Genomic DNA, 13480 nt, shown 5'->3' on the forward strand with positions numbered 1-13480 from the left:
TTATTCCTGCAAGTCGTTTTTCGTTTGGACAAATGTATAAAATATTACTTAAACGAACAAACTTTGCAAAAAAATTCTTATATTTGCCACTACTAAATAAATATACAAAAACATGATCGTAAGAAAGACCCTTTCACTATTAGGAGTATTTGTCCTCCTACTGGTAAGTGCTTGTTCAGCACCCAAGAAAACCGCTTACGGCCATACCAAAGGCGTACTTGCTAAGCATGGTATGGTGGTGAGCGCCAAGGAAGAAGCCTCTAAGATAGGCCTCTCTATCCTTAAAAAAGGTGGTAATGCCTTTGACGCTATGGTGGCTACCGAATTGGCCTTGGCCGTAGCTTATCCCAATGCGGGTAACATAGGCGGAGGCGGCTTCATGGTCTATCGCTTGGCCAATGGTGAAAAAGGCGCCTTGGACTACCGCGAAAAAGCCCCCAGCAAGGCGCACCGCGATATGTACTTGGACGCCAACGGCAAAGTGATTCCCGATAAAAGCACCCTCGGCGCCTTGGCTATAGGGGTACCTGGCACCATAGATGCGCTCTTTGAGGTTCATAAGAAATTCGGCAAACTCCCTATAGCTGACCTCTTCCAGCCTGCTATTGACTTAGCTCGCAATGGGGTAGTCATCACTCCCCTACAAGCCGACTTCTATATGGGGAAAAATCTTGCTGAGATTAAAAAGGCTAACAACTATACTACCATCTTCGAGAATGGTTGGAAAGCTGGCGAACGTTTTAAGTATGAAGAGCTTGCCCAAACCTTGGAACGTATCCGCGACAACGGACGTGCTGAGTTCTACGAAGGGGAAACAGCCCGACATATCGTGAATTATGTACAGGAATTGGGCGGTATCCTCTCTCTTGAGGACCTAAAAAACTACCACTCACAGTGGCGCACCCCTATTACCTTCAATTATAAGAACTATACTATTTCCTCCATGCCACTCCCTTCCAGTGGTGGAATCTGTATCGCTCAGATACTCAAATCGGTAGAACCTTATAAGATAGGGCAATACGCTCACAATGGCGAGCAATACGTACAACTATTAGTAGAGGCTGAGCGCCGTGCTTATGCCGATAGGGCTTATTTCTTAGGCGATCCTGATTTTGTAAAAGTTCCTACCGAAACCCTCCTCTCCCCTGGCTACCTAAAGGAGCGTATGCGTTCTTTCTCTTGGGATAGAGCAAGCAAGTCCAGCGAGATTGCCCATGGCAAGGTGGTGGGCTACGAGAGCGATGAGACCACCCACTACTCTATCGTGGATAGCGAAGGCAATGCGGTGGCCGTGACCACTACCCTCAATACCAATTATGGCTCCAAGGTATATGTAAAGGGCGGAGGTTTCTTCCTCAATAACCAAATGGACGACTTCAGTATCAAGCCAGGCGAACCCAACACTTACGGACTGGTAGGCTCTGAAAAGAATGCCATTGCACCGAACAAACGTATGCTTAGCTCCATGTCACCTACCATAGTAGAGGAAAACGGCAAGCTCCGTATGGTCATCGGTACTCCTGGGGGCTCTACTATTATCACCTCTGTACTCCAATGTATGCTCAATGTCTTCGAATATGGTATGACCATGCAGGAGTCCGTAAGCCAGCCGCGTTTCCACCACCAGTGGCTCCCCGATGATGTGATGTTCGAACCCAAAGGCTTTGACCCTACCGTCATTGCCAAGCTCAAGGCCAAAGGCTATGTCCCCAAGGAAGAAAACTTTGTTATCATCGGCCGTGTAGATGCCATTTTGGTAGAGAAAGACGGCACCTTAGAAGGAGGGGCTGACCCCCGTGGCGACGATGTGGCTGAAGGTTACTAAACTGCAAAAAGAAAGAAATACAAAAAAAAATATGTTTTTTGTTTGGTAATTAAAAAATTTTTTCTAACTTTGCCCCCGAATTAGTGAAGAGTGAAGAGTGAAGAGTGAAGAGTGAAGAGTGAAGAGTGAAGAGTGAAGAGTGAAGAGTGAAGAGTGTAGCCAGCGAATACATAGAGCTGGGTATGTGGGTGAAGAGTGAAGAGTGAAGAGTGTAGCCAGCGAATACATAGAGCTGGGTATGTGGGTGAAAAGTGATTAACAATTAACAATTAATAATTAACAATTAAAAAAGATGTTTTTTACGCAAAGAAATATGATGATGTGTTGTCTCATGCCTTACCCAACGTAAGACATCATAATTTCTTTTGCCCATAGTTTAAGAAAGCAATGATGTTATATCATTGCTTTTTTTTATTTTCTATGGTCAAGTAAGCAGACAGCAATTAGTCATAATAGCAACAACAATTAACCATTAACAATTAAAAATTAAAAAAATGAAACTAAAACCCTTCCTTAGTCTCCTTGCCTTTCTTGTGGCAAGTATTGCAAGCGCACAAACTCTCAAAGGTAAAGTCTTTGACGACCAGAACGAACCCCTCTTGGGCGTTACCATCTTAGTCAAAGAGGTACCTAACAAAGGTGTCACTACCAACGAACGCGGTGAGTTCAGCATCCATGTAGAACCTCACCAAACGCTTGTCTTTTCCTATATCGGCTTCAAAAACCAAGAAATCAAGATTGGTAAGCAGAAAAACCTCGTGGTAACCCTTGTAAGCGAAGCCGAAGAACTCCCTGAATTATTGGTTGTAGGCTCCCGTGCAGGAGGGCGTACCAAAATTGATAGCCCTGTCCCTGTGGACGTCTTTGATGTGGCCAAAACCAGCAAAACCCAACCTCAGGTGAACCTCAACCAGATACTCAACAGCATTGCTCCCTCTTTCACCTCTACCACCCAAGTAGTCTCCGATGGTTCTGACCACCTTGACCCTGCCCAATTGCGCGGCTTAGGCCCTGACCAGACCCTCGTACTACTGAACGGAAAACGCCGACACACCTCCGCCTTTATCAATGTCAATGGTACCCCTGGGCGTGGTACCGTTGGGACTGACCTTAATACTATTCCCTCCTTCGCCCTTTCCAAAATAGAGGTGTTGCGCGATGGGGCTTCCGCCCAATATGGTTCCGATGCTATTGCTGGGGTGATGAACCTTGAGCTTAAGAAAGACAAAGGCCTCTCTGCCCAAGTAAGTTATGGCGGACACCTTACCCCTACAGCTAATGACCACCGCGGTGGCTTTGACGGAGCACAAGGTCAGCTGGACATCAACTATGGTACCGAATTGGGTAAAAAAGGTGGTTTTCTAAACTTTACCTTCTCCGCTCAGTTCCGCGACAAAACCCACCGTGCAGGTACCTTTGACGGAGAGATATTCAACGCCTACAACGCCATAGAACGCCGTGCCCTTAACTATGGGAACAACCTATCTCGCTACTTTTCCAATATCAATATAGATGCCGACCCTCGCCTATTAGGCCTTATCAAAGGCTATGCAGGGGAAGTAGGTTATTTTGATAGCAGTTACCTCGCCCAGATACAAGGAGCCAACTCCATCGGAGAGCTACAACCCTTGCTTAAAAAGGACTTTACCGAGCAGGAACTCGCCTATCGTGGTCTTGACCGCAAGGACTACAACATGCATGTAGGCCAATCCAGTCTCTTGGGTACTCAATTCTTTGTCAATGCAGCCTTTCCTGTCTCTGACAACTGGGAACTCTATGCCTTTGGCGGACAGAGCTACCGCTATGGAGAGGCTGGGGGGTTCTTCCGCCGCCCTAACCAAGCCCGTACCTTCACTGGCCTACACCCCAACGGCTACTTGCCTCAGATTACCACCGACATACAGGACTCTTCTATCTCGGCTGGAATCCGTGGCGAGGCTGGCAAGTGGCACCTTGACCTAAGTAATACCTTCGGCCGCAATGAGTTTGCCTATACAATCAAGAACACTGGCAATACCAGTTTGCGCTTTGCTACTCCTGATTATTTTGATGCTGGTAAATTACGCTTTGCACAGAACACAATCAATTTGGATCTCTCGCGCCCCATTGAGCTATTATACAAGTCCAACATCTCTTTTGGGGTAGAGCAACGCCATGAGTCCTATAGCACTGTAGCAGGCGCTGAAAACTCTTATGCTACCTATGATATCACAGGAGGCGTACTCCCCTTGAGTGCTCCTGCCTCACAGAAGGTTACCGACTTCTTTGGCAATGCCCTCCCTGGAGGTGCTCAGGTACTCCCTGGCTTCAGAGAAGAGAGTGCCCTAACCAAAACCCGTAATGTCTTGGCTGGCTATGGAGAATTTGAAACCGATATTACCAAGTGGCTATTGGCCAATGCAGCAGTGCGTTACGAACATTATTCTGACTTTGGTAATACCTTTAACTATAAGCTCGCCTCACGCGTGAAACTCTTGCCCAATGTGAATCTCCGAGCAGCTGCCTCCACTGGCTTTCGCGCGCCCTCTATCCACCAGTTGTATTATACCAATATCAACACCTTGCAGATCAATGGGGTATTACAGGAAACAGGAACATTCAACAATATCTCCCGTGCCGCAGAACTCTTTGGCATAGAGAAGTTACAAGAAGAAAAATCCAAATCACTCAGTGCTGGTTTTGCTGTTAAGATTCCCAAGGCTGGTCTTTCCCTTAGTGCCGATGCCTACTTTATCCGTGTAGATGACCGTATTATCCTCACCGAGGCCTTTACCCGCCCCGCTGGAAACAGCCCCGCGCAGAATGAACTCAAACAGATTTTTGATCAAGCCAATGTAAATACTGTACAATTCTTTGCCAATGCAGTAGATGTGGAGACCAAAGGAATAGATGTGGTTGTGAGCCACTCCCTACAAGCGGACAAGTTCACCCTTAACAACGATTTTGCTTTCAACCTTACCCAAACCCGCAAGGTAGGTGAGATACACACCCCAAGAGCTATTAAAGCGGCTGGCTTAGAAGAAAAATTCTTCTCCGAACGCTCTCGCGTACTTTTGGAAGAGGTAATCCCTCGCTTCAAAGCTACCCTTTCCCACAACCTCACCATAGGCAAGTGGAATGCTTACTTGCGTAACACCTATTATGGCAAAGCCACTAGCCCTGACATCATCGCTGCTGACAAGCGTATAGGCGATTTTGAGTTTGATGAGCGCGGACACCAAGTTATTCGTGGCAAGGTCATCACCGACCTATCAGTAGCGTACAACTTTACCCCTAAGACCTCTTTGACCTTGGGTGTAAATAACCTCCTTGATCTCTACCCTGAGAAAAACGTCAAGGCCAATAGCAACAATGACCAATTTGTCTATTCACGTGCCACCTCACAATTTGGATTGAATGGTCGCTATGTATTCCTCCGCGCCACCTTCAACCTGTTTTAAGTGAAAAGTGAAAAACGAAAAGTGAATAATACATTTTGTAGGGGCAAAGTTGCGTAAGCAAGTATGTGAAGCAATTCGCCCTCTATAAAGAAGAAAGAGACTACCCCAAAAGGTAGCCTCTTTTTTATTTGGTTACTTATAGTAAGTTCATTTTTCACTCTTCATTCTTCACTTTTCACTCTTCACTATTTCTTGTACTTCTCGATAATCCTTCTAGCTCTTTCCAAGGCCTCTTCGTTAGAGATATTGGCAGCATCTTGGTGAAGGGAAGTACTGATAGGAGTCTGATAAGTAGGAGTTGGTTCCTTATGGTAGGTTGGCTCTTCAGCTGTTTTAGTAATAGTATGAGGCACTAAGGGGCTGGTTGTCAAAGGTTCCGTAGTGGAGAAAGTATGGGTACTCTCCTGAAGCGATGCCACGGCAGGCGCTGCTACAGGCGGAGGTGTAGTCACAGGTGTAGAGGTAAAAGCCATAGGGCTCTGAGTCACAGGCGTTACTTGAGGTTCAGGGATATGTGCCACAGGCGTAGAAGTAAAGGCCATAGTAGGCGCCTGTGTAGGTGTAGAGGTTGCAGAAGCCACAGGTCGCTCAACTAGTTTTTCCTTTAGCGTGCGATTGAGCGTCTCCAGCTCTTCAATCCTGATAAGCAGCTTGTTATAGGTATCTTTGGTAATGACGATCATCTCTCCCCCCTTCTTATCAGCAAGAAAGAGCGGCTCTGCCAAAGGTAGCTCTATTTTAAAAAGCTGTTCGTTTTCTTTCAGTGGCATTTCCTTGAGTTCTTTTTCTTTCAAGGAAGCCGCATAAGCATCCACATTCGTAGGAATATCTATCTCTATTCCTATTTTTGCCAAAGCATTGATAACCAACTGATATTGTTGAAAATCTAACTTCTCTTTTAACGGAATCGTGTTACTCATAATCGTTATATTTTGGGCAAAGGTATAATAAAAAATTTAAAAAAACAAACAATTGTTATGATATTTTTTTTGTTGATAAAATTAAGTAATCATTTGTTTTATTTTGATTTTTTTTCTTATCTTTGCACAGAATTATAAAACACTTCATAACATGAAAAAACCTACTATAAATATAGAGAAATTCTACGACCTTATGCTTACCAACAAGTGGTGGGGCACTATAGCTGTGATCCTTTCCACCCTGATTATCTACCTATTTGGAAAAATTACAGGAGAAGCTATTTATTCTCTAACACACTAAGACAAGGTAGCGGCCTGTATAGTAATCTAAAAACAACTTACAAAACTTGATAACCCAAAATAAATAATCCCAAAATAAATAATCTATGAAAACAAGTACAAAACGAAACTTCTTAATAATAACTGCTGCGCTACTAAGTGTCCTCTTACGTCAAGACTTACAGCGCTTAGTAGATGCTTTTTTAGAAGGCTATTATAAAGGAAAAGGCTTGTAAACTACTCATGCAACTTTCCCTATACCTATCCTATATCTATTACCGAAAGCTCTTTGCCAAAGGAGACTTGCTGACCATCGTTGTACTATAAAACAATTGCTAATGGTCAGTTGGCATACTTAAAACTCAAACTATCATGAAGTTTTTTCTCTTTTTATGTTGTTGCTCCCTGAGTGGGTTTGCACAAAAAGTAGTGGTACAAGACACTCAAGGTCGTCCTATTGAATACGTAAATATAGGCGTCAAAGGCACTTCCAAAGGTCTTATCAGCGATGAGCAGGGAGGCTTTTCCTTGGAAGCCCTGCATGCTAAGGATACCGATAGCATCTACTTTGGACATCTGAGCTATAAACATAAGGTACTCATAAAGAAGGATATTACCGACAAGGTGGTCTTGGAGGCAGCCGAGATTGTACTTCCTGAAGCGACCTTTACCGCTAAGCAGCCTAAGGAGCGTACGCTCAAGGGAAAGGGCTTACCTACTATTGTTACTATGAGCATTCTCGCCCCTACTGAGGAGGAAATAGCTGAAAATGAGGAAAAGGGTGAGGAGGAATTGGGCGACTTTATCTCTCTAAACAAGGATACTTTCCTTACAAAGTTTGAGATGAATATTGTAGCCAACACCCTTGATCGTTGTGTGTTGCGTGTGGTAGTCTACCAGAGTAATAAGGAGCATACCCTCTTTAAGCCCTTGATAGAAAGGCCTATTTATATAGAGGTGCCCGCCAGCCGTAAACGACAGATTTTCACTAAGGAGTTATCCATATTTGCCCCCAAGGGAGTTGTTTGGGTAGCCTTGCAGGCTGTTGAGCTAAAGGGAAGTAAGGACAGCGAACTTAGAATCCGCTGCCGTGCCAATGGTGGCTGGACTCGTACCACTATTGATAATATTTTAGAGAAAATCCCCTTGGGACTGGGGATTCCTTTCTCTGTTAAGGGAAGACAATAAAGTGAAAAATGAAAAGTGAAAAGTGAATAATTTTTCACTCTTCACTTTTCACTCTTCACTACTAATCGTCTTCTTCCTCCTCTGGAAAATCGTCGTCTTCTTCAGGTTCGTCGTATTCCTCATCTTCATCAGGTTCAGCGGCTTTGTCTTTGGTAGCTGCTTTCTTACCTTTCTTCTTCACCACTACCTTTCCTTCTTTGACGGCTTCTTTGATCTTACCTTCTATCTCTTCAGCCATTTCAGGATTGTCATGGAGTAAGGCCTTCATCGCATCACGACCATTGGCCAAGCGGGTACCGCCGTAGCTGTACCAAGCCCCACTCTTGGAGAGTATGTCAAAGTCGGTTCCCCAATCTACTATTTCGGACACCTTGGAGATACCTTCCCCATAGATGATTTCAAACTCTGTTCTTTGGAAAGGTGGTGCTACTTTGTTTTTCACTACCTTCACCTTCGTAAGGCTACCGTAGGCCTCTCCTTCTTTGTTTTTCAGAGGAGCCGCTTGTCGGCGCACATCTACACGTACAGAAGAATAGAACTTCAGTGCATTACCCCCTGTGGTAGTCTCAGGATTTCCGAAAGACACCCCTATTTTGTCACGCAACTGGTTGATAAACATCACCACACAGTTGGCCTTACTGATGCTCCCTGTTATTTTGCGCAAGGCTTGGGACATCAAGCGGGCATGTACGCCCATTTTGGAGTCACCCATCTCGCCATCTATCTCAGTTTTAGGAGTAAGGGCAGCCACGGAATCCACTACGATAATATCCACAGCTCCAGAGCGTACCAGCCCATCTACGATTTCAAGGGCTTGCTCTCCGTTATCAGGTTGGGAGATAATCAGGTTATCCACATCTATCCCTATTTTCTTGGCATAACTGGGGTCAAAGGCATGTTCCGCATCTATAAAAGCGGCAGAGCCACCCAGCTTCTGTGCCTCGGCAATGGCATGCAGTGTAAGGGTAGTCTTACCTGAAGACTCCTGACCAAAGATCTCAATCACCCTACCACGTGGGTACCCCCCTACACCTAAGGCAATATCCAAGCCCAAAGAACCCGAAGGAATCACCTCTACCTTCTCGGCTACCTTGTCTCCAAGACGCATCACCGTTCCTTTCCCAAAGGACTTTTCCAAGCGCTGCAAAGCCAATTTTAGGGCTTGTGCTTTGGCTTCCTTGTCCTTAATCTCTTCTACTTTTTCTTTTTCTTTCTTTGCCATCTTTTTAATTGTTAATTTTTAATTGTTAATGATTAATTATCAATTGTTGATTATCAACATCTATAGCCATTGACAATTAACAATTGATAATTAACAATTAAAGAACAAATTTCTTTGCACTTTGTCCCTTGTAGCGTGCGATACATTCCTCATATACCTTGAGGGCTTCTTGGACATCTCCCCAACCACGTACATCTACTTTTTTGTTTTCCAAATCTTTATACACTTTGAAGAAATGTTCTATCTCCTTGGTAAGGTGTGGATTTACCTCATTGAGCTGGCTGAGAGATTTAACCATAGGATCGGCCTCAGGCACACAAAGGACTTTCTCATCACCGCCTTTCTCATCGGACATATAGAGAATACCTACAGGCTTTACTTTCACTACACAACCAGGAAAGAAAGGAATGGTAGAGATTACAAGCACATCCAAGGGATCTCCATCATCGGCCAAGGTTTCAGGAATGAACCCATAGTCAGTTGGATATACCATGGAGGTATGTAGCATGCGATCAAAGCGCATTTTACCTAAGTCAAAATCATATTCGTACTTATTTCTGCTTCCTCTTGGAATCTCAATGAGTACATCAAAAGTTGTTTCTTTTGCCATTTTTACTATTTTTGAAAATTAGAGAGCAAAGATAACGTTTTTTTCCCAATCATCAAAGCAAATATTTATCTTTCTTTCTTCAAAAAAAAGTTGTACTTTTGCCACTGATTTAATACCCTTACAAATTATGTATTCAGAATTACCCGAAGGGCACCCTATACGCACCTATCTGCAAGAGGCTGAACTTATTCAGAACCTATTAGAGGAGATGATGCAGACAGACCCCCAAGTGGACTACCAGAAGTTCTATAACCTCTTCAACCATCTCTCCACCATAGAGAAACGCTTCCAGAGAAAAGAGAATCAGCTCTTTCCTTTCTTGGAACAAAAAGGCTGGACTAACCCCTCTCAGAACATGTGGTCTTTCCATGATACCATACGCGATATGTTCCGCTTGGTCAGAAAGAACTTAGAGGATAAGGAACTGGCCAAAGCAGCGGAGAACATGACCTATATAGAGGAAAACCTCCTACGCCTGCTCTCTGTAGAGTATAACATTCTTTTTGCGCGCTCCTTGGAGATTCTCTCCGATGAGGATTGGATCAAGATGCGCCAAGGAGAAGAGGAAATCGGCTGGATGCTCCCCTCCCCTCCCCCTGCTTACCCCTCCGAAGAGGGCTATATACACCCTTCACAAGATACCACCCTACGTACCGATGTGGTCTTTGATGAGAAAGCACAACACTTTGACGAAGGTTATATGACTGTAGAACAAGTGAACCTGCTGCTCAAGACCCTCCCTATCGATATTACTTTTGTAGATGAGCATGACAAGGTGATTTTCTATAACCGCGGTGAGGAACGTGTTTTCCCTCGTAGTGCAGGAATTATTGGTCGTGAAGTGAAGTTCTGCCACCCGCCCAAGAGCGTGGGTACAGTGCTAAAAATCGTGGAGGCTTTCCGCAATGGTACTCAGAACGAAGCCAACTTCTGGCTGAACTTCCGCGGACGCCTGATCTATGTGCGCTACTTTGCCGTACGTGATGCCCAGAAAAACTATAAGGGCGTGATCGAAATGTCACAGGACATCACCGACATCAAGACCATAGAAGGAGAAAGACGCTTGCTCGAATGGGAATAACCCTAAACAACGAATTACCTTGGCTAAGATTACCGAACAAATAAAAGAGCCTATAGCAGCGGAGATGGCTGCCTTTGAGGACAAGTTCAGAGACTCCATGTCCTCACGGGTGGCACTGCTTAACCGCATCACCCACTATATCGTAAATCGCAAGGGCAAGCAGATGCGCCCTATGTTCGTCTTTTTAGTGGCTAAGCTCGCCAGCGGAGGCACCATCAGCGAACGCACTTACAGGGGGGCTTCCGTTATTGAACTAATTCATACGGCTACCCTAGTGCATGACGATGTGGTAGATGATAGCAATAAGCGACGTGGGTTCTTTTCTATCAATGCCTTGTGGAAGAACAAAATCGCGGTCTTGGTCGGGGACTACCTCCTTTCCAAAGGACTACTACTCTCTATAGACCATGGGGATTTTGACTTGTTGCGCATCATCTCGGTAGCTGTCCGTGAGATGAGCGAGGGCGAACTCCTACAAATGGAGAAAGCACGCCGCTTGGACATCACCGAGGAGGTCTATTACGAGATTATCCGCCAGAAGACCGCCACCCTCATCGCTGCCTGCTGTGCCATGGGCGCTTGCTCAGTTTGCCCCGACAATGCCCCGCTGATAGAGAAGATGCGCTGTTTTGGCGAATATGTAGGTATGGCCTTCCAGATCAAGGACGACCTTTTTGACTATACCGAAGAGGCCATAGGGAAGCCTACAGGCATCGACATCAAGGAACAAAAGATGACCCTGCCGCTGATCTATGCACTCAACCAGGCCAGCGAAGAAGACCGCAAATGGCTGATTAACAGTGTCAAAAATCACAATACAGACAAAAAGCGCGTCAAGGAAGTCATCGCCTATGTCAAGGCTCACGGCGGTATAGAGCGTACCGAAGCCAAGATGAGGGAATACCAAGCAAAAGCCTTAGCTATACTATCGGATTTTCCCGATTCTCCTTATAAGAAATCCCTACTCCAGATTGTGGATTATGTCATAGAACGAACTGTATAACAGATAAAACATAAGAGCCTGCTTCCCTTGCGGTGAGCAGGCTCTCTTATCATGAGTTACAGACAAAAATTATTTCTTCTTCTTAGTATCTGCTTTAGCCGCATCTTGAGCAGCCTTAAGTGCAGCACGAGATACACGTACTTGACATACTACGGTGTTATCTGGGTGCATGATCTTGTAGTTCTCCTGAGCGATTTTGGTAACATAGAAACGATTACCCATTTCCATCCAAGAAATATCTACAGGAACGAAGTCAGGCAAGTTATCAGGCAAGGCTTTTACCTTTAGCTTACGGTTTACGATACGGAGTGTACCACCGGCCATTACCCCAGGGGCTGTTCCCACGATTTGGATAGGCACCTCAAGGGTGATTTCCTTATCCTTGTGTAACTGGTAGAAATCCACGTGAAGGATTTTGTCGGTTACAGGGTCAAACTGAATGTCCTGAAGGATAGCTGTATAAGTCTTTCCTCCTAATTCAATCGTTGCAGTATATACATTAGGAGTATATACCAATTTTTTGAACGCTAGGCTGTCCGCTGAAAAGTGAATGGTATTCTCCCCTCCGTATAATACGCAAGGAACCTTTCCAGCATTACGTAAGGCTTTGCTCGCTGCTTTGCCCACGCTTTCTCTTTGAGATCCTACGATTGTAATTGATTGCATAAAATATATATTAATTAAAAATTTACATTATAAATTTGTCGCTGATAGAGGCATGCTCATGTACCGAACGCATCACATCGGCAAAGAGCTTATCACAACTCAGTACGTGTATTTTCTTTGGCAAGGAGTTATGCGGAATGGAATCGGTTACAATCAGCTCCTCCATAGGTGAGTTTTCTATCTTCTCCACTGCATTGCCACTTAGTATAGCATGAGTACAAATGGCTCTTACGCTCACAGCTCCTTTCTCTTTCATAATTTCGGAGGCTTTCACCAGCGTACCTGCTGTATCCACCATATCATCTACAAGGACTACATTCTTACCCTCTACCTCGCCAATAAGCTCCATTTTCTCAATTACATTGGCCTTTTTGCGCTGCTTATAGCAGATTACCACATCACTATTGAGGAACTTAGCATAGGAGTGTGCCCTTTTAGATCCTCCCATATCAGGAGAGGCTACGCAAAGGTTCTCCAAGTTCAAGGACTTGATATAAGGGACAAATATGGTAGAGGCATAGAGGTGATCTACAGGAATTTCAAAGAAGCCCTGAATCTGGTCAGCATGTAAGTCCATAGTAATCACTCGAGTAGCTCCGGCTGTTTCCAATAAGTTGGCCACCAATTTGGCTGCTATTGGTACACGAGGCTTATCTTTTCTATCTTGGCGCGCCCACCCAAAGTAAGGCATAACCGCCGTGATATGCTTAGCAGAGGCACGCTTAGCCGCATCAATCATCAGCAGCATCTCCATAAGGTTTTCCGAAGTAGGATGCGTAGAACCAATGATAAAAACACGAGCACCTCGTACTGATTCTTCAAAGGAAGGCTGAAATTCTCCATCACTAAAACGAGAGAAAATCACATTTCCTAGCTCAATCCCATAGGCTCGAGCAATTTTGCCTGCCAATTCAGTGCTTTGTGTACAAGCAAAAATCTTTACAGCTGGCATAGAATATTCCATAAAATCAACTAATTATAAGTAATTTGCGTTTTTTGTAAAGCCCTCTAGGACTCTCTTGTTTCCGAGTGCAAAGATATAAATTAAAAATGATTCTGAAAAAAAAAGAATGATTTTTTTGCACAATTAAAAAATTAGTTGTAATTTTGCCCCCGAATTCATAACAATAATTGCCTGAGTGGCGGAATTGGTAGACGCGCACGACTCAAACTCGTGTTCTTCGGAGTGAGGGTTCGATTCCCTCCTCAGGTACTATAGTCCTCTTATCATCTTCAAAATGCTAAG

The 13480-nt window shown here is 44.5% G+C and carries 12 protein-coding genes and 1 tRNA gene; 8 read left to right on the forward strand and 5 right to left on the reverse strand.

Annotation, left to right across the window (positions count from 1 at the left end):
- Positions 1-112 precede the first annotated feature (112 nt).
- Together ggt and HMPREF1154_RS03210 are read left to right on the forward strand one after the other, a co-directional pair.
- Positions 113-1825 carry a gamma-glutamyltransferase gene (ggt, locus tag HMPREF1154_RS03205; protein ID WP_009641120.1) on the forward strand — a complete coding sequence of 571 codons (1713 nt, stop codon included), beginning with the start codon at positions 113-115 and terminating at the stop codon, positions 1823-1825.
- Positions 1826-2319: 494 nt separating this feature from the next.
- Positions 2320-5265: a TonB-dependent receptor gene (locus tag HMPREF1154_RS03210; protein WP_009641135.1), complete on the forward strand. Its 2946-nt coding sequence runs from the start codon at positions 2320-2322 to the stop codon at positions 5263-5265.
- Positions 5266-5450: 185 nt separating this feature from the next.
- Here the strand turns inward: HMPREF1154_RS03210 and HMPREF1154_RS03215 are convergent, their stop codons facing one another.
- Positions 5451-6185, reverse strand: a complete 735-nt coding sequence (locus HMPREF1154_RS03215; RefSeq protein ID WP_009641112.1) for a hypothetical protein — start codon at positions 6183-6185, stop codon at positions 5451-5453.
- A 151-nt stretch (positions 6186-6336) separates the two neighbouring features.
- On the opposite strand from HMPREF1154_RS03215, the gene HMPREF1154_RS13470 reads away from it, so the two are divergent.
- From HMPREF1154_RS13470 to HMPREF1154_RS03220, 3 genes are all read left to right on the forward strand, one after another.
- Positions 6337-6486 (forward strand): hypothetical protein, encoded by a 150-nt coding sequence (locus HMPREF1154_RS13470; RefSeq protein WP_009641099.1) that lies wholly within the window; start codon positions 6337-6339, stop codon positions 6484-6486.
- Positions 6487-6571: 85 nt separating this feature from the next.
- Positions 6572-6700: a hypothetical protein gene (locus HMPREF1154_RS13820; protein WP_255347085.1), complete on the forward strand. Its 129-nt coding sequence runs from the start codon at positions 6572-6574 to the stop codon at positions 6698-6700.
- Positions 6701-6836: 136 nt separating this feature from the next.
- Positions 6837-7652 carry a carboxypeptidase-like regulatory domain-containing protein gene (locus HMPREF1154_RS03220; RefSeq protein WP_009641163.1) on the forward strand — a complete coding sequence of 272 codons (816 nt, stop codon included), beginning with the start codon at positions 6837-6839 and terminating at the stop codon, positions 7650-7652.
- Between the two features lie 61 nt (positions 7653-7713).
- On the opposite strand, the gene recA is transcribed toward HMPREF1154_RS03220, so the two are convergent.
- Together recA and HMPREF1154_RS03230 are read right to left on the reverse strand one after the other, a co-directional pair.
- Positions 7714-8874, reverse strand: a complete 1161-nt coding sequence (gene recA / locus HMPREF1154_RS03225) for a recombinase RecA (RefSeq protein WP_009641134.1) — start codon at positions 8872-8874, stop codon at positions 7714-7716.
- 97 nt (positions 8875-8971) lie between these two features.
- A complete protein-coding gene (locus HMPREF1154_RS03230; protein WP_009641157.1) occupies positions 8972-9484 on the reverse strand; it encodes an inorganic diphosphatase in 513 nt (170 codons plus the stop codon).
- A gap of 127 nt (positions 9485-9611) precedes the next feature.
- On the opposite strand from HMPREF1154_RS03230, the gene HMPREF1154_RS03235 reads away from it, so the two are divergent.
- Both HMPREF1154_RS03235 and HMPREF1154_RS03240 read left to right on the forward strand, forming a co-directional pair.
- On the forward strand, positions 9612-10565 hold the full coding sequence (locus tag HMPREF1154_RS03235) for a DUF438 domain-containing protein (protein WP_009641138.1): 954 nt from the start codon (positions 9612-9614) through the stop codon (positions 10563-10565).
- Positions 10566-10629: 64 nt separating this feature from the next.
- Positions 10630-11568 carry a polyprenyl synthetase family protein gene (locus HMPREF1154_RS03240; protein WP_050999696.1) on the forward strand — a complete coding sequence of 313 codons (939 nt, stop codon included), beginning with the start codon at positions 10630-10632 and terminating at the stop codon, positions 11566-11568.
- 69 nt (positions 11569-11637) lie between these two features.
- Here the strand turns inward: HMPREF1154_RS03240 and HMPREF1154_RS03245 are convergent, their stop codons facing one another.
- Positions 11638-12234, reverse strand: a complete 597-nt coding sequence (locus tag HMPREF1154_RS03245; RefSeq protein ID WP_009641124.1) for a 50S ribosomal protein L25/general stress protein Ctc — start codon at positions 12232-12234, stop codon at positions 11638-11640.
- Between the two features lie 22 nt (positions 12235-12256).
- On the reverse strand, positions 12257-13198 hold the full coding sequence (locus HMPREF1154_RS03250) for a ribose-phosphate pyrophosphokinase (RefSeq protein WP_009641164.1): 942 nt from the start codon (positions 13196-13198) through the stop codon (positions 12257-12259).
- 169 nt (positions 13199-13367) lie between these two features.
- Here HMPREF1154_RS03250 and HMPREF1154_RS03255 point away from each other — a divergent pair.
- A tRNA-Leu gene (locus tag HMPREF1154_RS03255) sits at positions 13368-13447 on the forward strand.
- Positions 13448-13480 lie beyond the last annotated feature (33 nt).

Origin of the sequence: Capnocytophaga sp. CM59, from assembly GCF_000293175.1 — a bacterium.
Lineage (GTDB): Bacteria > Bacteroidota > Bacteroidia > Flavobacteriales > Flavobacteriaceae > Capnocytophaga > Capnocytophaga granulosa.